Source organism: Streptomyces sp. NPDC001536 (genome assembly GCF_042894505.1).
Classification (GTDB): Bacteria; Actinomycetota; Actinomycetes; order Streptomycetales; family Streptomycetaceae; genus Streptomyces.
In genome coordinates this window covers 140,877-159,837 of sequence record NZ_JBIAVQ010000010.1, presented here as the reverse complement: position 1 = coordinate 159,837, position 18,961 = coordinate 140,877, and the positions used below count along the sequence as shown (strand labels likewise).

The following is an 18,961-nucleotide window of genomic DNA, read 5'->3' as shown; positions in this document are numbered from 1 at the left end:
TTCGGCTCGGGTTCGCGGCTGGGCGCGCTTTTACGTTCAGGACCCATGGAACAAGAACCGCGACAGAACAACAGAGCTCGTCGGCTGCTGGGGGCGTGGGGTGCCCTGGGTGTGGGGGCGGGGGCGGTCGTCTGGCTCGCGCCGGGCGGGCTGGGTGACGCCGGTGCCGTCCGGGTCACGGGCGGGGCGTCGGCGGCCGCGTACCGGTCGGTGACGCGGGGAGTGGCGGAGGCGCCGTCGTGGCTGGGACCGCTCCTGGAGGCAGCCGGCGAGGGGACGCTGGTGATCCTCGGAATCCTGCTGGCGTGGACATGGTGGACGGCGACCCGTCGTGGAGACGCACGAGGGGTCGCCGGAACCGTGGTGACCGGACTCGGTACCGTCGCGGCCTACGCGGTGAGCGAAGCCGTGAAGCTCGTGGTGGACGAGGAGCGGCCCTGCCGTGCGCTGCGCGCCGGGGCCGACCTCGTCGCGGAGTGTCCCGGCGCGGGGGACTGGTCCTTCCCGAGCAACCACGCCACCCTGGCCGTCGGGACGGCTGCCGGCCTGGCCGTGCTTCGGCCACGGCTCGCCGTGGTCACGCTGCCGCTGGCCGCGGCCGCGGCGCTGCTGCGTGTGACGGTGGGGGTCCACTACCCGCACGATGTGCTCGCCGGCGTGATTCTCGGGGCCACCGTGGTGGTGGCCGCACTGCTGACATTCCTGCCGCCGGCCCAGCGTGCGGCATCACGGCTGGTTCGGCGGAGCGACGATCCCGGCCTCGTGGGCGACGACCGCGGCGGCGGCCCGGTTGTCCACGCCCAGCCTTCCCAGAATGGAACTCACATGGGCCTTCACGGTCCCCTCCACCACATGCAGCCGCCGGGCGATCTGCCCGTTGGACAGCCCGCTGCCGAGGAAGGCCAGGACCTCCCGTTCCCGGGCGGTGAGGGAGTCGACCCGGGAGCGCGCGAGGGAGCGCCGGCCGGCCAGGGCGCCCGCGCCCGTCGAGGCGAGGTGGGCGACGACCCGGGCGGCGACCTTCGGTGACAGGTAGGCGGCGCCGTCGGCCACCGCCCGGATCCCGCTGATCAGTTCCTCGGGTTCGCCCGACTTGATCAGGAAGCCGGCCGCGCCGCCGCCCAGGGCGCGCAGGATGTAGTCGTCCTCGCCGAACGTCGTCAGCATGACCACGCCCGTGCCGGGCGAGGTGCTGCGGATCTCCGCCGCCGCGTCGATACCGTTCATCCCCGGCATACGGATGTCCAGCACGGCCACCCCGGGGCGGTGCCGCCGGGTCAGCTCCACGGCCTCGCGCCCGTCACCCGCCTCGGCGACGACCTCGATGCCCGGATCCGAGGCGAGGACGGCACGTACGCCCGCCCGGATCATCGGCTCGTCGTCGGCGATCAGCACCCGGATCATCGGAGCCTCACGGGGTGAGCGTGTCGCGGGACACCAGGATGCCGTCCCGGAAGCAGAGGCGGTACGCGTCGCCGGACCGGTCGTCGAACCGGTCGGCCGTGATCGCGTAGTACTCGCACGTGGTGCCGTCTCCTGTCGGCTCGGTCGTCGGCGGTCGGTGGTTCGTCTGCCGGTCGGGGAGGAGGCGCTCCACCTCGGAGCGATCCTGCCCCACGCGCAGACGCGCGAAGTCACCGGGTTGCAGCACCGATCGGGACGCCGACAGCATCTCCCATCCCATGCGCGCCCCGCTCAGCACCGCTCCCGCCACCAGGGGCACCATGACCGCGGCCACCAGGGCCCGGCCGACGCGGCGCCGGGCACGGCGGTGCTCCCGCGGCAACTCCTCGCCCGCCCGGGAGACAGCGGGGGCGAGGAGCCGTGCCGACGCGCGCACAGGCGCGTGCGGGATCCGCGCGGCGACGGCGAAACCCCTGCCGCGCGGACCATGGCCGAACGAACCGCCGGCCAGCCGCACCCGTTCTTCGAGACCTATGAGACCCCGCCCACCGCTCCGGGTCCTGAGCCGCGGAGTGGCCCTGGACGACGGTGGGCCGTTCTCCACGACGACCTTCGACTCCGTTGCCGTATACGCCACTTGGACGGTCGCCGTCGCGCCCGGCGCGTGCTTGGCGACATTGGTCAGCGCTTCCTGCACGACCCGGTGAACCGCCCGCTCGACCACCGGCGGCAGGTCGTCCGCCGTGCCGTCGCAGTGGAACCTCACCGCGAGCCCGGAAGCGGCGGCCTCTTCGATCAGGCCCGCAAGACCGGCGCCGTCGGGGTGCGGCGGTGTGTCGGCGCCCTCCTCACGCAGGACACCGATCACCTCGCCGAGACGCTCCACCGCGGTCGCCGCCCTGGCCCTGATGTCCCCCGCGGCCTGCCGATGGTGCGCCGCCAGGTCCGGTGCGAGCTTGAGAGCACCGGCCGACAAGGCGATCAGGCTGAGGTCATGGCCCAGTACGTCATGCATGTCCCGCGCGATACGCGCTCGCTCACGCAGCCTGGCCTGCTCGACCACCAGTTCCTGCTCGCGTCGTAGCTGCTCGGCGCGTTCCCAGCCGGCCCGGACCAGCTGCCGATAGTGACACCAGAACCGGCCCGCGAACCAGGGCAGCATCAAGGCGACCACCACGACGGTCACGAACCGGCCGGCCAACGGCAGCCAGGCGGGCACGACGGACAGCGCCACCACGCCGGCCGAGAGAAGCCCGACCAGAGCGAGCACGGTCGGTGCCATCCGTCCAGGACGGCGTCCGGCCAAGAACGCGGCGACGGCGGTGGGAACGGCCCACCACGGATTCACCATGCTCAGACCGGCCGCCGTGGTCGCGCCCGCCGTCAGAAGGCCTCCGGGGGCAAGGGGCCGCCGGTGGAAGGCCGTTGCGGCCCCGCTGTTGATCACCCTGCTGTCCACGGAGGCGACGGTACGGACATCGGGAGCCGTCCGACACTGCCGAAAGTCCAATCTGCACCGGCTACCGGCCTGCTCCCGGATGGTGTGGTTGATCCGGTTGAAGTCTGTCCCGCAAGGACACGGCGACCATCCACAACCTCGCGGGCTGACTGTCGTCGGCGGCCGGATCACCGCCGTCACGGTCGTGACCGGCCCGGCGAAGCCGGCGCTGATGGATCTGCCGGCTCCGGTGTGAGTGCTGCCGTTGCTTAACCGGTGGCGTCGTCGTGGCCCGGTCTCCTAGCTTGTGCGTTCGTGACTGATGATCCGCAGACGCACCCGAACCCGAATCCACGCGACCTCGGCCGCGTGTTCAACGAGGTCCCGGAGCTCTACGACCGGGTCCGGCCCGGCTACCCCGATGAGTTGTTCGCGGACCTCGGCGCCGTCACCGGCATGGACGAGACGTCGTCGGTGCTGGAGGTGGGCTGCGGTACCGGTCAGGCGACGCGCTCACTGGCGGCACTCGGATGTTCGGTGACCGCCGTCGAGCCCGGCGTGGACATGGCCGCGCTCGCTCGCCGGCGGATCGCCGCCTTCCGCGATGTCGAGGTCGAGACGTCGACGTTCGAGCAGTGGGACGACCGCGGCCGACGCTTCGACGTCCTCGTGGCCGCGTCGTCGTGGCACTGGGTCGACCCGTCGATCGGCTGGCGGAGAGCGCACGACGTGCTCCGCCCCGGAGGCTGGGCGGCGCTGCTCGGCCACGTCGTCGTCCGCAGGCCGGGAGAGCCGGAGGTCTACGCCGAGACCGCCGACCTCCACGAGCGGTTCTGCCCCGGGAACCCCGACTGGGGTCCCCCGCCGCTGGAGGACGACGTCCGCGCCACCGACGAGGGGTGGGGCCTGGTCGAGGATCCAGGAGCGTTGTTCGGCCCGCCGACCGTGCGCTGGTACCCCACCGTTCAGTGGTTCGACGGGGACGGCTTCGCCGATCACCTCCGCTCGTTGTCGCTGTACCGCAGACTCGATCCCGGCGTTCGTGAGCCCCTGCTCGACGCCGTCGCCGAGCGCATCCGCACGCGCATGGGCGACCGGGTGGCCCGCCGTTACCTGAGCGTCCTGCGGGTCGGGCAGCGTGCCTGGAGCGATCCTCTGAAGTGATGGCCGGCGCCGCGCTCCGCGGCTGCGTGCCACCAGCCGGGCGGGGAGGGGCTGGTGATCTCGGCCGTGGGCTGGTCGGGATGCAGTCCGAGCCGTCGTAGCGCACCCGCGTCGACGCGGACGGTGAACCAGCCGTGCCAGTGGCCGTCAGGTCCGATGCCGCAGGACAGGTCCCATCGGAACTCGTCCGCGGTGAAGGGCATCCAGTCGATGCCGCGGTCGCGCAGTCAAGCGCGCGCGGCCGCCGCCGGGTGGAGGCGGCCCAGATTCTCGTAGGCGGCGATGGTGATCCATTCGATGCTCGGCGTGTCCATGGTGACCATGGTGCAGGGCCGGCGTGCAGGTGTCATCGCCGTTTGCCGGGGAGGGCGATGAGGACGGTGGCCTCGTGGTCACCGCCGGGTGTGGCTCGCGTCGAAGCGGCACCCGTCCGATCGTGTGGCCGTGTCGGTCCGGGCTGTCACGGCGGGAACCGCTGCGGACGGAAGTCCGCAAGCAGTGGGTCTGTCTTCCGGGTGAGGATCTCCGCGGCGAGGAGGCGGCCGATGACCGGTCCGAGGGTGATGCCGCTGTGGGTGACGGCCTCGTAGTAGCCAGGCACGGACGGGACCGCACCCACGGAGGGGAATCCGTCGGCGGGGATGGGCCGGTGGGCGATCCGTGTCTGTGCGACGGGGGAGTCGCCGAGTTCGGGGACGACATGTCGGGCCGATTCGTGGAGCAGGCTCGCGAGTCGGCCGGGGTCTTCGGCGGTGTCGATGAGGGCGTCGATCTCGCGGCTGTGGAGGACCACCGAGGCGTCCGAGTCGGGGCGGAGCTCGATGTGCGGTGCGTGCATGGCGCGGTGGATCGGGACGTGGGCACAGGTGATCCGGGTGACGACGCCCGGCTCCGTGTGCATCGGCAGGTGCCGGGCGACGAGCCCGGCGACGGTGGAGGCGCCCGGGCCTGCCGCGTTCACGACGGCGTCGACGTCGAGAGAGCTCCCGTCGGACAGGGCGACGCTCCGCACGCTTCCGTCGCTGCCGGTGCCGATGTCACGGACCGCGGTCCCGGAGCGGAGCCCGGCGCCGGACGCGACGGCTTCCTGGAGCAGACGGCGGACGAGATGACGGCCCTGCACCCATGCCTCGTCGGGGTAGAACAGGACCTGAGCCTCGCCGGGCACCGCCAGGGCGGGTTCGAAGCGCCGGCGCACCTCGGCCCCCGTGTACTCCTCGACCCGGTAGTCCCAACTGGCCAGCAGTTCGGCCGTCTTGAGGAACCGCGCCCGCGTCGCGGGGTCGTCCGCCCAGCGCAGGTGGCCGCTGGGATACCACCACGAGTCCGGTCCGACGGCCCTGGCAAGGTCACGGTGGGCCGCCATGCCCGCGACGTTCAGGTCGAAGTAGGACCTGCTCACCGTCTTGTTGCTCGCGTTGACCCACGAGAAGGACCAGTTGGTGACGCCCTCGCCCGGCCGGCCCGCGTCGATGAACACCACGTCGGCGCCACCCCGGGACAGATTCCAGCCCACGCAGGCTCCCACGATGCCCACGCCGATGACCGCGACACGTTCAGGCCGCTGCACGGACCCGATCCTCACGCCTCACGAACGCCGCCTCCCCGGATCACGGGCGAACTCCTGTGTCTAGCACGCCAGGGTCAGCACTGTGAACGGTACGTTCATCTCGTGTGCCACTACGCCGAGCGGTCCTACAAGCTGCACTACGCGTGCGTGCGCTGCCGCGTCGCGTTCAAGCGGCGTCCCGGGCCCGGCTCGCACCGATGCCCCCGCTGCTCGGAGCCGATGCTCTGCGCCGGCCGCGACTAGCCCCGTCTGGAACGTCCGGGCGCCCATGATCATGACCACGTTCACCGAACAGCTCGACTTCCGCGGCAAGATCGTCGTCCCGTTCACCACGCACGCGATGAGCGGCCTGGGCACGACCGCACGCGACTACGCGCGCTCCTGCCGCGGCGCGACGATCGCCCCGGGCCTCGCGGTACGGGGCGAAGAAGTCGCCGACGCCGACACGGAGCTCGAGAAGTGGCTCCGCGACCTCCAGATCACTCGTTGACGGCCGTTCGGCGAGGTCGGTCCGGTTCGGCTTCAGGCGGAGCCGGTGTCCGCGGGGAGGGACGCGTCGTCGAGTGCGGCTCTGGCCGCGGTGGCGAAAGCACTGATGCGTTCGGAGACCGTGGTCACCTCCACCGCGTGCCGTTCCACGAACGTGACGTTGCGGTCGGGCGCCACGCCTGCGGAGTCCCGCCAGGCGAGCAGCGTCGTGTGCATCGAGTGGAGTGCGGTCTTGACGCTGTTGGCCGCCTGTTCCACGGACTCGGGTCCTTCGACCGCGAGAGCGGCCCAGGTCGCCTGCACCTCGCTCAACCTGTCGTGTGCTTCATGGAGATGGTGGTCGGCCCGTTCCACGTCCGAGTCGCCGATCAGAGCGCGTGCGGCCAGCTTGAGGGCGTTGCGCGTCCCATTGGCAGGAGCGAGGAAGGCGCTGTAGGCGTCCCGCCGGGCCTGTCTGCGCCAGTGGGCGTGGTCGACTCTGGCCTGGGCCCCGATCTGCTGTCGGTTCGACCACCCGGAGATCGCCGACGCGGAGACAGTCCCGAGGACCCCGACCGTTGCTCCCAGCAGTGCTGCGATTCCCTGATCCACGGAAGAGATTGTGCAGGTGCCGGACTGTCCGTGTCCGGCGGTCGCTGATCGCGGGGGGCCGTCACGACCAGGACGGTGTCCGGGACCCCGGATCATCGCGAGACAGGGCCGCTCGCGGGCGCGGCTGACCCGGAGGCGCGGCGACGTTTCCGACGGCCCGCTTGAAGTCCGGACAGTCGACGATCGGTTCGTGGTCGCAGACCGCCGCGTGACGCAGGCTGTCGCGGAGCCGGGTGAGCCGGCCGATCTGTTCGTCGAGGCTCTGCGCCTTGGCTGTCATGCGTGCGCGCAGGTCCGTGTCGGACGGCCGTGCCGACAGGAACCGGCCGATCTCGGCGATGGAGAATCCCGCGCTGCGCGCGCAGGTGATCAGCGCGAGGCGTTCCAGGACATCCGGGTGGTAGGTGCGCCGCAGTCCGTTGCGGCCGGCGGCGGCGATCAGGCCCTTCTTCTCGTAGAACCGCAGCGCGGACGGCGCCAGTTCGGACCGCTGTGCCACCTCGGCGATGTCCAACAACGACGCGTCCATCGAAGCCTCCTTGACTTGAACCGCGGTTCAAGTCGCAGCCTAGCCGTCATGAGGATCCACCACCTGAACTGCGGCTCGGTGCGCACCATCGAGGCCACCTACGACGGTCCGCGGCCCGCGCCCGCCGTGAACCACTGCCTGCTGATCGAGACCGACACCGAGGGCCTGGTCCTCGTCGAGACCGGGCTCGGGCTGGCCGATGTCCGCGATCCGGCCGGCACGCTGGGCGCCGAGTGGGTCACGATGGCAGAGCCCACGCTCGACGAGGAGGAGACGGCCGTCCGTCAGGTCGCCCGGCTGGGACACTCACCCTCCGACGTACGCCACATCATCGTGACCCACCTGGACGTGGACCACTGCGGCGGCCTTCCCGACTTCCCCGACGCCCGGGTCCATGTCCTCGCCGACGAACTCCGCGCGGCGCGCGCGGAAGCGCCCAGCTTCCGCTACCGCCCGGCCCACTGGGCGCACGAACCCCGTTGGGTCACCTACGACCTCGAACCGGGCGAGCCCTGGTTCGGCTTCACCTTCGTACCGCTGACGGGGCTGCCGCCGCAGATCCGACTCGTGCCGCTCGGCGGCCACACCGCCGGTCACACCGGAGTCGCCGTGCACACCGGCGACCGGTGGCTCCTGCACTGCGGGGACGCCTACTACTACCACCGCGAAATGCAGGACGTGAAGGAACCCCACCCCTTGCTGGACCTCGTCCAGACCGGCTCCCAGGTCCACCGCGACCTGCGGCTGGGAACTCAGGCCCGGCTGCGGGAGCTGGTCCGCGACCACGGCGACGAGGTCGAGACCTTCTGCGCACACGACCCGTGGGAACTGGCCCGCTACCGGAGCGCCGGGTGAGGACGGCTCCGGGGCGGTGCGTGTGATCGCCCCGGAGCCGATGCCCGTCACTCGCTAGTCGCTGTCCCGCTCGGGCATGGGGGAGTAGCTGGTGGGTCCGGGCGTGCGGCCCTCCGGAGGGTAGTCGCAGTCGAGGCTGGAGATCTCGTAGTCGTCGCCCTCGCTCTGGTCCTGGTCGACGACCACCGCCGCGGTACAGACGCGGCCGTGCTCGTCGGTGAACGTGACGATCTCGGTGTAGTCCGTCGGATTGCCGCAGCCCGCGAGCAGCAGTGCCGCCGCCCCGACGGCCGCTGCCGTGCCAAGTCCCCACAGTCGTTTCACAGTTGGCCCCCGTATCTGTTTCGCGGCCCCTCTCGGCGGATGGAGCACAACGAAGGTAGCCGTCGGCGGAGGTCCGGTCACGGTGCCCGCCGACAGCGCATCGGGCACCGGGAACCGAGACGTTCGGCTGATCGTCCTAGTGGGCGTGCTTCGCGCTCTCACCACTGGATTCGGCCCCTTTGCGGTGCCGGGCATGGACAACGATGTCACCTGTGCGGCTTTTGACCAGAAGCCCGTACGCCGTGGCGAACGCTCCATGGAAGCCTCCACGGCGCGGGGCGTGTCGGCCGCGGCGGACGAGGCGGCGAAGCGGTGACGGTGACCGAAAGACGCGCCCTGCCGTCCCGCGTCGAGGCGCCGGGTCGGCGGAAAGCGGAACCGCCTCTACAATCCTGGCGACCACATCGGGGGAAAGTCGGTATGGAAACGATCATTGTGCAGCCGCCCGGTCCGTCACGACCGGGCGAAGTCACCGTCAGCGGGCCGGAGTTGCTGCGTATGGGACCCGGCGACGTGGCCGACTTCGGGCGCGGGCTGCCCGGCCGGAACGTCGCCATCGTCCTGCCCGACCCCGGGATCTCCCGGCGGGCTGGGCGCCTGGAGGCGGCCGAGGACTACTGGCGGCTGTCGAACTTCAGCCGTGACACCGCGTACGCGGTCGAGAACCTGGAGGGCGCCGGCGAGTACATCACCGTCGCGCCCGGCCGGCTCGGAGCGCCGGTCCCCTTCGAGTTCTCCCGAGTCGTCCTGCCTGCGCTGAGCGGGACCGTCGACTTCAAGGTGTTCGCCCCGCAGCACGCCTACCTGGACGAGCAATCCTCGCCAGGCGCCGGGGAGTTGACCGTGCACCCCTACGCACTCGACGCGACGGCCAAGTACTTCCTGGTGCTGGTGGCCCTGTGCGAGCCGCGGCTGCGCGACCCCTCGGACGGCGCGCTGCCGGGCGCCGGGGACATCGCGGAGCGGCTTCGCCCGCTGGAGAGCTGTCGTGGTCTGACCCGTTCCGCGGTGAACTACCACATCGACTATCTGGCCTTCGCCAAACTGCGCCTCGACGTCGGCGACGAGCCGGGCGCGGACGGCAACGCCCGCACCGGCGCCAAACGCGCCCGACTCGCCTCGCTCGCCCTGCGCTTCGGCCTGGTGCGCGAGGAACACCTCACCCTGTTGCCGTCTCGCAGACGGCCCGTCCCGCAGGAGAGCGGCGCATGACCTCCTCAGGCGCCGAAGAGGGCGCTCTCGAAACGCCGCGTCTGCCGGCCGGCTTCCGGATCGAGGGCTGGGAGCTGGACGCCGTCATCGGCTCGGGCGGCTGGGGGACCGTGTACGAGGCCCGGGCGGTCGCCGACGGCACGATCGTCGCGGTGAAGGTGCTGCCGACCGGCGCCCTGGCCCCCGGTCAGCGTGCCGCGCTCGGCGAACTGGTCGCGCGCGAGGTGCGGTTCAGCGCCGAGGCGGACCACCCCCACCTCGTGCGGACCCATGCCGTGTGCACCGTGGACGCGCCGGACCTGCCCGCGCTGGACGGTGCCATCGCGCTCGTCATGGACCGCGCCGAGGCAAGTCTGCGTCAGGTGCTGGACGCCGCCGCGACCGGCCGCCCCATCCCGGACGCCGTACGGGTCCTGCGCGGCGTCGCCGCAGGGCTCGCCCATATGCACGGCGCCGGTTGGGTGCACGGCGACCTCAAGCCCGCCAACGTGCTGCTGGGCGCGGACGACGCGGTCTGGCTCGCCGACTTCGGCCTGGCCACCGAACTGGAGGGCACCCACGCCTATGTGCCGCCGCTCGGCACGCTCGACCATGTGCCGCCCGAGTGGTGGTCCCAGCGCACCGGGGCGGACGGCACGATGGTGCGGCCGACCGCCGACATCTGGGCCTTCGGCGTTCTGGCCCACCAGGTGCTCACCGGTGGCCTGCACCCGTTCCCCGGCGCCACCGCCCGTGCCCGCTCGCTGGCCGCCCAGGCCTACGCCCGCGGCACCGCGCCCCTGCGGCTGGATGCCGGACTCGACGACGACTGGCGCCGGCTCATCGAGGACTGCCTGGCACCCGACCACGCGGGCCGACTGCGCCACACCGCCGAGAGCCTCTCGGCCCGGATCGAGCACCTGGCAAGCCCGCGTGGCCGGCGCCGACTGCTGCCGGTGGCCGCCGTGGCGCTCGCCGCGGTGGCGGCGGCCGCCATCGGAGGAGCGGCGCTGCTCGGGGGCGGCGGAGGCGGGACCGACGACGATGACGACCAGGGACGCGACACCCCGGCCGTCGTCACCGGCGCGCACAGCCCGGCCGCCGGGGAGATCCCGGAGGATTCCGATGTACCCGAGGCACTGCGGCCGGTCATCGTGAAGGCCGCCCACCGCTGCACCGACGCGGAGGTCACGCCCGCGTTCCTCGCCGCCATGATCAAGGCGGAGAGCGGTTTCGACGTGACCGCGTCCCGTCCGGAGAACGAGGAGTTCGGCATCGCCATGTGGACGCCGTCGGTGTTCCGGGCCTGGGCGGTCGACGGCGACGGCGACGGCGACAAGGACTACATGTCGCCACCGGACGCCATCTCCACGATGTCGCTGTACGTGTGCTGGCTCGACCAGCAGTTCAAGAAGGAGAAGATGCCCGCCAAGGATCTTCCCGCGCTGATGGCGGCCGGCTACCGCACGAGCGACCGCACGGTCATCACGGAGCGCGGAGTCCCCGAACGCGTGCGGCCCCACGTCGAGAAGGTGCTCCGCTACCTCGCCGACTACGAGCGGTGAGGAAGCGGAGCCCCCGATCGACGCCGCTCAGCAGTCCTTGACGTCCGGCATCTTGTTGTCGGGCGAGTTGATGTAGATGTTGGAGATCCAGCCGTTGTACTGGGGGAGGTACGCCCACCATTCGTTGGTGTAGGGCGGTACGTTGACCACCTGGCCCTTGGCCTGGCAGCCCACCAACACCTCGACGCCCGCGGGGAGTTGGGTGATCGGCGCGTTGCCCGTGCTGGGGTCGGGGCGGACGTTCACGTGGTCGCTCCACGTGCCGTACCACCATCCCGCGGGCCGCGTGGCTCCGGGGACGTTCAGCGAGCGGGTCAGCCGGCCGATGTCCGTGTACGCCTTCCCGTACGACGTGCCGACGGGGTGCAGCGTGAGCACGGCCACGATGGACCGGTCGTTCGCGCCCACGGTGCCCGTGCTGTGCAGCGCGGGCCTGGTCAGGTCCACGTCCGCGGCGGCGGCCGGAGCCTGGCCCGCCGTCCCCGTCGCGTTCGTGGTCGCGGTGCCCGGCGTGCCGCAGGTGCCCTGCTCGTACGAGGATCCCGCCCAGCCCTGCTTCACCGCCCACGGCTTCTGGAACGCACCGGCGACGCCGAAGTGCTGGTCGAACCTGTCCGAGGCACAGCGGGTGGACTGACGCAGGTTGCCCATCACGAAGTCACGTACGGGAGCGGGCGCGGAGTCCAGGAGGTAGCGGTAGATCGTGACCGTGTCGCGGGCGGAGAGCGCGGTGTAGCCCCAGAAGCCCTCGTACCCGGTGGGCGGCACCGCCGTGTCCTTGAGGCCGAGGCGGCTCACCATGCGGGTGATGATCGCCGTACCGCCGTTGTCCGACCAGTAGGTGTCGGCGGCGCTGTCCTTGCTGCTGCGCAGCATCGGCTCCAGCCATGCCCGGTCGGAGGGCGGCACGACATAGCCGGGGCCCCGGTTCCACAGGTAGTCCAGAGCCATCAGCACCTTGACGATCGAGGCGGACCGGAAGCGGGTGCTCACGTTGAGCTGCTCGGTGAAGGTGCCGGTCTGCCGGTCGAACACGGCGACCCCGGCGCTGACACCGGAGGGCACCTCGACGGACGCGGCGGCGGGGCGCACCGGCTGCCCGGCCGGGGCATCGGCGGCGGCGGTGCCCGCCACGCCGCCGATCAGCAGGAGCGCGGCGGCGGTGGCTAGTAGGCGGCGCTTCACAGTCAGTGCTCCCTGGGATTGATCGAGTCGATCGGTGCGAGGGCGGGCGCGGCGGCGCCGAGCAGGGGGCCGCGCAGGTGATGCCTCAGCGTGATGCGGACACTGTCGAAGCTGTAGTCGAACAGGCGCATGAGAGCCGTCTCTTCCTGTCTGTGGAGGGTGCCCCGTAGAACGGCCGGGGCCTGGAAGACGACTCGAACCATAGAAAAGGGAGCGGGGCCGGCGGTCCTGACGAATGTCAGGGTGGGCCTCGCGGCGTACCGGCTCAGCCCGACAGCAGACTGACGAGCGTCGCACCCGACGTCGTGCGCCGGGCCATCACGTGCTGCCCCCGGCGCTCCCGGCTGAGGAGTCCGGCCGCCTCCAGCTGACCGCAGTGATACGTCACGGTCGCCGGTGTGCAGTTGAGCGCGGAGGCCAGGGCGCCCATGGTGCACGGCCGGGCCAGCTCGCGCAGGATCCCCGCCCGCAGGGAGCCCACCACGAGCTTGAGCGGGTCTCGTTCGGCGGTGGCCTGCTGAGCGGTCCACAGCGTGTTCAGGCCGGGCACGGGATAGCCGAACCACACGGCGTCCGAACGGTCGAAGCTGAACACCGAGGCGCCGTTGCCCGACACGATGGGCACCAGCACCACACGGCGGGCACCCCGCTCGAACGTCTCGGGGTGCGGATCGGGCACGTACAGCGTCTGCCCGGCAAAGCGGATCTTGGGCCCGAGCCCGCTCATGACGAGCGGCAGGGCGTTGCTGACGACCGCCACACCCACCCGCTCGGTCTCCCGCGCCAGCAGGGAGCCGGCCCGCGCCCAGATCGGCCCGAAGGCCTCCCAGACGGCGCCGAGAATGGCCGCGTACGCGTGGATGAAGGCCTTCGGCCGGTCGACGACCGACTGCCACTGCCGGGGGACCGTCCCCCCGAAGTCCGTCTCCAGCTCCCGCAGCAGCAGATGGGGCGAGACCTCCGCCAGCCGGTCGAGCTGGACCGAGAGATCGGTCTCCCACAGCGGCGCCGTCGGGGTGAGGCAGTCGGGGACCATCGAGTACTCCCGGGTGAACAGCGGCCGCAGCACCGCCTCCGCCCCCTTGGGCACCGCCGAGCGCAGCGCGCGCCGCCACGTGGGGTGCACGCCCTGGGACCGTCCGCCCAGCGCATCCGCGACGAGTGACATCAGGGTGACGCCGGGCTGCGCCACGACCGACACCGGCACTGTTTCCAGCGGCCCCAGAGACAACTCGGAGAACCGGGCCATGAACACTCCCACATCGACCTGCTACCACCTCTTGGGACGCACAGGTTTGGGCAAAGGTTTCGAACAACCTGGGTAAAGGCGCCGACCGGGACACGTTTTGAAGCCGCTCGAAATGCTGGGTCGTGCCGCCGGCTGTGAACAGACTGTGTCCGACCACGGGGGACGGTGGCGGCTGACCGACCGCGTACATCGCTGTGCCCCGAGCAGAACACGCAAGAGAAACGGGGCACTTCCATGTCTCCAGGACGCCGTGCCGGCACCGGGCGGTCCGCGCTTACGTCATGGGAATCGACGCGGGCTCCTGGCCGAAGATGCGCTCCGGACCCGGCTACGGCTACGCCGACGTGCCGTTCGGGCGCCTGAACAACGGCGCCGAAGTCGGCCTGCGTCCACGACCGGTACCTCGACAGCGGCAGCCCGGACGTGTGGAAGCAGCAGGTCGAACAGTGCCGTGGCTGATACGCCGTCCCGCTCCCGCCTCTCGCACCCCACCCTTCGACTCGAGGAACTGACGTGACACTGAACAACCGCCGACGCCTGGCCGCCTGCGCCACCCTGATCGCCGCGCTCGCCGCCGGTGTCGTCCCCGCGGCCACCGCGCACGCCGCGCCCGCCGTCCCCGGCGCCACCAAGGCCACCACTCCCGCACCCGACATGGAAGGCGTGGTCGCCGCGCTGAACGCCGCCATGGCCGAGGGCGCACCCGGGGCGATGGCCCGGTTCACCGGCCCCGACGGTGTCCAGGCCCGGACCGTGGGAGTGCGTGACCGGGAATCGGGTGCCGCCATGGACGTCCGCGCACGCTTCCGGATCGGGAGCGTCAGCAAGACCTTCTCCAGCGTGGTGCTGCTCCAGCTCGTCCAGGAGAAGAAGCTGGAGCTGGACGCCCCGGTGAACCGGTACCTTCCCGGGCTGCTGCCCGACGACCGGATCACGGTGCGGCACCTCCTGAGGCACCGCAGTGGGCTCGCGGACTACACGGACGCGATGTTCGAGCACACCGTGCCCGGCTTCGAAGCCGTACGCAACCGGGTCTTCAGCTACCAGGAGTTGCTGGACCTCTCGTTGAGCGAGCCCCGCACCACCGAGCCCGGCGTCGCCTACAAGTACTCCAACACGAACTTCGTGGTAGTAGGCATGCTCATCGAGAAGCTCACCGGGAAGCCGGTCGCCAAGGAGTACCAGCGCCGCATCATCGGGCCGCTCGGGCTGCGCAACACCTCGTACGTGCACCCCGACGTCCGCATCGCGGGCCTCCATGTGCGCGGCTATCTGCACCCCGACGAGACCGGCGCGCCGCTGGTGGACTCCACCGAGCAGACGGTCTCCTGGGCACAGTCGGCCGGGGCGGTCATCTCCAGCCCGGCGGACCTCAACACCTTCGTCACCGCGCTGATGCGGGGCAGGCTGCTGTCGCCGCGGATGCTGGAGGCGATGACCACCGTCACGCCGACCGACACCACCAACACCCGCTTCTACGGCCTCGGTCTGCGCCGCTACGACCTGTCCTGCGGTACACAGGTCTACGGCCACACCGGCACCGTGCAGGGGTTCTACACCTACGCCTTCGCGACCGCCGACGGCCGGCGCAGCCTTTCCGCGATGGCCAACACCTCCAACAAGGGATCCGCCAACACGGCGCTCGGCGGCACGCTGGAGGCCGCGTTCTGCGGCAAGAAGCCGGCGGCGAAGGCGTCGTCGCCCGCGCAGATCGGGTCGCCCGTGTTGCCGGCCGAGTCGGACCTGCCCGAACGCCGCTGACAGCCGGCCGCTCGCGGTTCTGGATGACGACCGCGTCTCCCTACCTCGTAGGGGGACGCGGTCTTTTGAGGTTCTCCTTCACGCTTGCGGCCGCAGCCGGAAGGCCAGCCCCTGGAAGTAGCCGCGGTGCAGGGCGGTCAGATCGATCTGCTCGGGATCGAGCAGCCACAACAGGTGGGCTCCTTCGAGGAACGCGGCCGTCTCCGCTGCGAGGACGGCCGGATCCAGGTCGGCGCGGGCGGAGCCGTCGGCCGCGGCACGGGTGAAGAGGGCGGTGAGGTGCGCGCGCAGGGCCCGGCCGCGGTCCCGGAACCAGTCGTGGAGAGCGGAGCCGGGCTGGAGGTTCTCCGCGGTGAGGGTGGTGTGCAGGGCGGCCAGGTCTCGTGCGCCGGTGGCGGTGTGCTCGGCGTCCCGCACGAACCAGTCGAACGCCTCGTCCAGGGTGGGGTCGGCGTCCGGTGGGACGGACAGCCGTTCCAGGGCGCGCCGGTCGGCTTCCTCCAGGACGGCGCGGACGAGACCGTCCTTGCTGCCGAAGTGGTGGATGAGGGCGGAGGGCGTGGCGCCGGCGCGCTCGGCGATCGCGGCCACGCCGGTCCCGCGGACCCCTTGCAATGCGAACAGTTCGAGCGCCGCGTCGACCATGGCGCGGCGGCGTGCCACGCCCCGCTTCTGCACCTGCCCCTTGACTCCGACCATGGAGATCAGGGTGCCCGGCCGCGCACCGCGGCGTCCAACCCGCGGGTACCGGAAAAGCCGGTGCGGTGCCGACCCCGAACCATTATCTTGAACGACCATGCAGGAAAATGAACTGGACCACACGTACCTCACCGGCCGCGAGCGGATCGTCCACGCAGCCGAACTGGAGCTGTGGGCGGAGGACTTCGGCCCGCCGGACGGACCGACGGTGCTGCTGGTGATGGGCGCGCAGGCACAAGGCGTGCAATGGAACGAGGGCATCGTCCGCCGCCTGGTCGACGGAGGTCTTCGCGTCATCCGCTACGACCACCGGGACACCGGCCGCTCCTCGACCGTCGACTTCGCCGCCCGGCCCTACACCGTCGCGGACATGGCCGACGACGCGCTCGCCGTCCTGGACGCCTTCGACGCCGAACGGGCCCACCTGGTGGGCGCGTCCCTCGGCGGCCTCATCACCCAGCGGCTGGCCCTGACCCACCCGCACCGGGTGCTGACCCTGACAATCCTGTCGTCCCAGCCCCTGGGCACGGACACCGCGGCGACGGTGCAGCGCGCACTGCTGGGGCTGCCTCCCCTCCCCGGCGAACTGCCGCCGCCCACACCGGCATTGCTCACCGCCCTCACCTCGTCCCTGCCGGACCCGGGGGCGGGTGCGGAGGACTATCTGGCCGCCCGAGTGCCGTTGTGGCGAGCACTGCACGGCTCGGTGCTGCCGTTCGACGAGGCCGAGTACCGCGCGATGGAACGGCGGGTGTACGAGCGGGCGCGCGACCTGCTCGCCGGGCTCAACCACACCCTCGCCGGGGCCGCCGGCACGGGCCGCACCGACGACCTGGCGGGCGTCACCGCGCCGACCCTGATCCTGCACGGCACCGAGGACCCCATGTTCCCGCCGGCACACGCCGAGGCCACCGCCGCCGCCGTCCCCGGCTCCCGGCTGGTCATGGTCGAGGGCATGGGCCACACCCTGCCCACCGCGCTGGACGACCGGCTGGCCGACGAGATCCTGCACCACACACGCGGGGAGCAACGGACCCCGGCCTGAGAGCCGGGGCGGCCCGCACCGACCACGGGACTCGGCGGCGCCGGCCGCCTCGGATGAACGACGGCGCGGCCGGACACCGTACGGATGTCCGGCCGCGCCGCGCGGTCCGCGTGCCGTCAGCTCGTCGCGCGGACCGCCTCACGGATCAGGTCGGCGACCTCCTTGGGCCGCGAGACCGCCACGGCGTGCGAAGCGCCCTCCAGCTCCACGATCGTGGCACCCGCCCGCTTGGCGCCGAAGCGCTCGACCTCGGGATTGATCGCCTCGTCCGCGCCGGCGACCAGCGCCCACGACGGCTTGGTCTGCCACGCGGCCACGGGCGCCGCCTCCTCGAACGCCGCTGCGGCCAGCGGGCGTTGGGCCGCCGCGAGAACCCTGGTGACCTCCGCGGGCACGTCGGCGGCGAACACCGCAGGGAAGGCGTCCTCGGCGATGGTCACCTCGACACCCGGGTCGCCGCCCGGGACCGGGTACGTCCACTGCTTGAGGCTGCTCACGAGCGGGGACAGCGGGAAGCGCCCCTGCAACTCGCCCAGGCTCTCGCCCTCTTGGAGGACGTACGCCGCCACGTAGACCAGGCCGACCACGTTCTCCGTGACACCGGCGACGGTGATGAGCGCGCCGCCGTAGGAGTGGCCGACGAGGACGACCGGGCCGTCGATCTGGGCGGCCAGGGAGGCGATGTAGGCGGAGTCCGACGCGAGCCCGCGCAGCGGGTTGGGGGGAGCGATCACGGGGATGCCGTGGCCCTGGAGCTCTTCGATGACCCCGGTCCAGCTGCCGGCGTCCGCGAAGGCGCCGTGCACGAGCAGAACGGTGGGAGGGGTGGACATGCGGGGTTCTCCTTGTCGGGTCAGCCGTGCAGCGCGGTGCGCAGGGTGGCGACGGCCTGGGCGATCGCGGCTTGGGCGGGGTGGGTCTCGCGCAGGGCGTTGAGCATGACGAAGTCGTGGATGATGCCCTGGTAGCGGACGGCGGTGACGGGGACACCGGCGGTGCGGAGGTTGTTGGCGTAGGCCTCGCCCTCGTCGCGCAGGACGTCGGCCTCGCCGGTGATGACCAGGGCGGGGGGCAGTCCGGTGAGCTGTTCGGTGGTGGCGCGCAGCGGGGAGGCGGTGATCTGGGCGCGGTCGGCCTCGTCGGTCGTGTACTGGTCCCAGAACCACTGCATGGCGTCGCGGCGCAGGAAGTAGCCCTCGGCGAACTGGTGGTAGGAGGCGGTGTCGAAGGCGGCGTCGGTGACCGGGTAGAACAGCACCTGCTGGACCAGCGGGACATCCCCGCGCTCCTTGGCCATCAGGGTGAGCGCGGCGCTCATGTTGCCGCCGACGGAGTCCCCGGCGACGGCGATCCGGGAGGCGTCCAGGTCCTTCGACGCGCCGTCCGTGACGATCCACTGGGCCACGGTGTAGTTCTGCTCGATGGCGATGGGGTAGCGGGCCTCGGGCGAGAGGTCGTACTCGGGGAAGACGACGGCGGCGTTCGCGCCGACGGCGAGTTCGCGCACCAGGCGGTCGTGGGTGTGGGCGTTGCCGAAGACCCAGCCGGCGCCGTGGATGTAGACGATGACGGGGAGGGCGCCCTGGGCGCCGGCCGGGCGGACGATCCGGGCCCGGACGCTGCCGGTCGGGCCGCCGGGGACGGTGATCCATTCCTCGTCGACGGCGGGCTTGGCGATGTCGCCGGACTGGACCTCGTCGACGGCCTTGCGGCCCTCGACCGGGCCGAGATCGAAGAGGTACGGCGGGTTCGCGGTCGCCTCCGCGAAGGCGGCTGCCGCCGGCTCCAGCACTGGCTGGATCGGTTCCACGGCGTCAGACATGTCGTTCTCCTCAGGTTCTTGATGAGTGCTGCGGGCGCCTCGGTCAGGGCGCTGGATCCGCGCGGTCGGCGGTGGTCGGC

At 71.7% G+C, this 18,961-nt stretch carries 22 protein-coding genes and 1 pseudogene; 9 read left to right on the top strand and 14 right to left on the bottom strand.

The window, feature by feature from the left end:
* Positions 1–45: 45 nt before the first annotated feature.
* A pseudogene (locus ACFY0U_RS26780) lies at positions 46–684 on the top strand (phosphatase PAP2 family protein); the annotation flags it as partial.
* A 42-nt stretch (positions 685–726) separates the two neighbouring features.
* On the opposite strand, the gene ACFY0U_RS26775 reads toward ACFY0U_RS26780, so the two are convergent.
* Both ACFY0U_RS26775 and ACFY0U_RS26770 read right to left on the bottom strand, forming a co-directional pair.
* Positions 727–1,404: a response regulator gene (locus tag ACFY0U_RS26775; protein WP_388639912.1), complete on the bottom strand. Its 678-nt coding sequence runs from the start codon at positions 1,402–1,404 to the stop codon at positions 727–729.
* A 7-nt stretch (positions 1,405–1,411) separates the two neighbouring features.
* Complete coding sequence (locus ACFY0U_RS26770) at positions 1,412–2,863, bottom strand: sensor histidine kinase (protein ID WP_388639910.1); 1,452 nt, start codon at positions 2,861–2,863, stop codon at positions 1,412–1,414.
* Between the two features lie 294 nt (positions 2,864–3,157).
* On the opposite strand from ACFY0U_RS26770, the gene ACFY0U_RS26765 reads away from it, so the two are divergent.
* Complete coding sequence (locus ACFY0U_RS26765; protein ID WP_388639908.1) at positions 3,158–4,006, top strand: class I SAM-dependent methyltransferase; 849 nt, start codon at positions 3,158–3,160, stop codon at positions 4,004–4,006.
* On the opposite strand, the gene ACFY0U_RS26760 is transcribed toward ACFY0U_RS26765, so the two are convergent.
* The 3 genes from ACFY0U_RS26760 to ACFY0U_RS26750 all read right to left on the bottom strand — a co-directional run bounded on the left by ACFY0U_RS26760 (position 3,952) and on the right by ACFY0U_RS26750 (position 5,576).
* On the bottom strand, positions 3,952–4,209 hold the full coding sequence (locus ACFY0U_RS26760) for a hypothetical protein (protein ID WP_388639906.1): 258 nt from the start codon (positions 4,207–4,209) through the stop codon (positions 3,952–3,954). The genes ACFY0U_RS26765 and ACFY0U_RS26760 overlap by 55 nt on opposite strands.
* A 24-nt stretch (positions 4,210–4,233) precedes the next feature.
* A complete protein-coding gene (locus ACFY0U_RS26755) occupies positions 4,234–4,356 on the bottom strand; it encodes a hypothetical protein (RefSeq protein WP_388639904.1) in 123 nt (40 codons plus the stop codon).
* A 110-nt stretch (positions 4,357–4,466) separates the two neighbouring features.
* On the bottom strand, positions 4,467–5,576 hold the full coding sequence (locus tag ACFY0U_RS26750) for an NAD(P)/FAD-dependent oxidoreductase (protein ID WP_388639902.1): 1,110 nt from the start codon (positions 5,574–5,576) through the stop codon (positions 4,467–4,469).
* Between the two features lie 82 nt (positions 5,577–5,658).
* Between ACFY0U_RS26750 and ACFY0U_RS26745 the strand changes: the two genes are divergently transcribed.
* A complete protein-coding gene (locus ACFY0U_RS26745; protein ID WP_388639900.1) occupies positions 5,659–6,066 on the top strand; it encodes a flavodoxin in 408 nt (135 codons plus the stop codon).
* Positions 6,067–6,098: 32 nt separating this feature from the next.
* On the opposite strand, the gene ACFY0U_RS26740 is transcribed toward ACFY0U_RS26745, so the two are convergent.
* Positions 6,099–6,656 (bottom strand): hypothetical protein, encoded by a 558-nt coding sequence (locus ACFY0U_RS26740; protein ID WP_388639899.1) that lies wholly within the window; start codon positions 6,654–6,656, stop codon positions 6,099–6,101.
* Positions 6,657–6,717: 61 nt separating this feature from the next.
* The gene (locus ACFY0U_RS26735; protein WP_388639897.1) at positions 6,718–7,185 is read right to left on the bottom strand and encodes a MerR family DNA-binding protein; all 468 of its coding nucleotides are present in this window, start codon (positions 7,183–7,185) and stop codon (positions 6,718–6,720) included.
* Between the two features lie 48 nt (positions 7,186–7,233).
* Between ACFY0U_RS26735 and ACFY0U_RS26730 the strand changes: the two genes are divergently transcribed.
* A complete protein-coding gene (locus tag ACFY0U_RS26730) occupies positions 7,234–8,040 on the top strand; it encodes an MBL fold metallo-hydrolase (protein WP_388639895.1) in 807 nt (268 codons plus the stop codon).
* A gap of 54 nt (positions 8,041–8,094) precedes the next feature.
* Here the strand turns inward: ACFY0U_RS26730 and ACFY0U_RS26725 are convergent, their stop codons facing one another.
* Positions 8,095–8,364 (bottom strand): hypothetical protein, encoded by a 270-nt coding sequence (locus ACFY0U_RS26725; RefSeq protein WP_388639893.1) that lies wholly within the window; start codon positions 8,362–8,364, stop codon positions 8,095–8,097.
* Between the two features lie 193 nt (positions 8,365–8,557).
* On the opposite strand from ACFY0U_RS26725, the gene ACFY0U_RS26720 reads away from it, so the two are divergent.
* The 3 genes from ACFY0U_RS26720 (at position 8,558) to ACFY0U_RS26710 (ending at position 11,120) form a co-directional block, all read left to right on the top strand.
* Positions 8,558–8,680, top strand: a complete 123-nt coding sequence (locus ACFY0U_RS26720) for a hypothetical protein (RefSeq protein WP_388639891.1) — start codon at positions 8,558–8,560, stop codon at positions 8,678–8,680.
* Between the two features lie 104 nt (positions 8,681–8,784).
* Positions 8,785–9,576, top strand: coding sequence for a serine/threonine protein kinase (locus tag ACFY0U_RS26715; protein WP_388639889.1), 792 nt, complete (start codon positions 8,785–8,787; stop codon positions 9,574–9,576).
* The gene (locus tag ACFY0U_RS26710) at positions 9,573–11,120 is read left to right on the top strand and encodes a serine/threonine-protein kinase (RefSeq protein ID WP_388639887.1); all 1,548 of its coding nucleotides are present in this window, start codon (positions 9,573–9,575) and stop codon (positions 11,118–11,120) included. Before ACFY0U_RS26715 ends, ACFY0U_RS26710 begins: the two co-directional genes overlap by 4 nt.
* Positions 11,121–11,147: 27 nt before the next feature.
* Here the strand turns inward: ACFY0U_RS26710 and ACFY0U_RS26705 are convergent, their stop codons facing one another.
* The 3 genes from ACFY0U_RS26705 to ACFY0U_RS26695 form a co-directional block, all read right to left on the bottom strand.
* Entirely contained in the window at positions 11,148–12,305 is a 1,158-nt protein-coding gene (locus ACFY0U_RS26705) for a hypothetical protein (protein ID WP_388639885.1), read from the bottom strand.
* Between the two features lie 2 nt (positions 12,306–12,307).
* Positions 12,308–12,436: a hypothetical protein gene (locus tag ACFY0U_RS26700; protein ID WP_388639883.1), complete on the bottom strand. Its 129-nt coding sequence runs from the start codon at positions 12,434–12,436 to the stop codon at positions 12,308–12,310.
* Between the two features lie 134 nt (positions 12,437–12,570).
* A complete protein-coding gene (locus ACFY0U_RS26695) occupies positions 12,571–13,554 on the bottom strand; it encodes an ArsR/SmtB family transcription factor (RefSeq protein WP_388639881.1) in 984 nt (327 codons plus the stop codon).
* Between the two features lie 513 nt (positions 13,555–14,067).
* Here ACFY0U_RS26695 and ACFY0U_RS26690 point away from each other — a divergent pair.
* On the top strand, positions 14,068–15,315 hold the full coding sequence (locus ACFY0U_RS26690; protein ID WP_388639879.1) for a serine hydrolase domain-containing protein: 1,248 nt from the start codon (positions 14,068–14,070) through the stop codon (positions 15,313–15,315).
* A 78-nt stretch (positions 15,316–15,393) separates the two neighbouring features.
* Here ACFY0U_RS26690 and ACFY0U_RS26685 read toward each other — a convergent pair whose 3' ends face one another.
* Entirely contained in the window at positions 15,394–16,014 is a 621-nt protein-coding gene (locus ACFY0U_RS26685; protein ID WP_388639878.1) for a TetR/AcrR family transcriptional regulator, read from the bottom strand.
* A 97-nt stretch (positions 16,015–16,111) separates the two neighbouring features.
* Between ACFY0U_RS26685 and ACFY0U_RS26680 the strand changes: the two genes are divergently transcribed.
* A complete protein-coding gene (locus ACFY0U_RS26680) occupies positions 16,112–17,059 on the top strand; it encodes an alpha/beta fold hydrolase (RefSeq protein ID WP_388639877.1) in 948 nt (315 codons plus the stop codon).
* A gap of 116 nt (positions 17,060–17,175) precedes the next feature.
* Here the strand turns inward: ACFY0U_RS26680 and ACFY0U_RS26675 are convergent, their stop codons facing one another.
* Together ACFY0U_RS26675 and ACFY0U_RS26670 are read right to left on the bottom strand one after the other, a co-directional pair.
* Complete coding sequence (locus tag ACFY0U_RS26675; RefSeq protein ID WP_388639875.1) at positions 17,176–17,892, bottom strand: alpha/beta fold hydrolase; 717 nt, start codon at positions 17,890–17,892, stop codon at positions 17,176–17,178.
* 20 nt (positions 17,893–17,912) lie between these two features.
* On the bottom strand, positions 17,913–18,881 hold the full coding sequence (locus ACFY0U_RS26670) for an alpha/beta hydrolase (protein ID WP_388639873.1): 969 nt from the start codon (positions 18,879–18,881) through the stop codon (positions 17,913–17,915).
* Positions 18,882–18,961 lie beyond the last annotated feature (80 nt).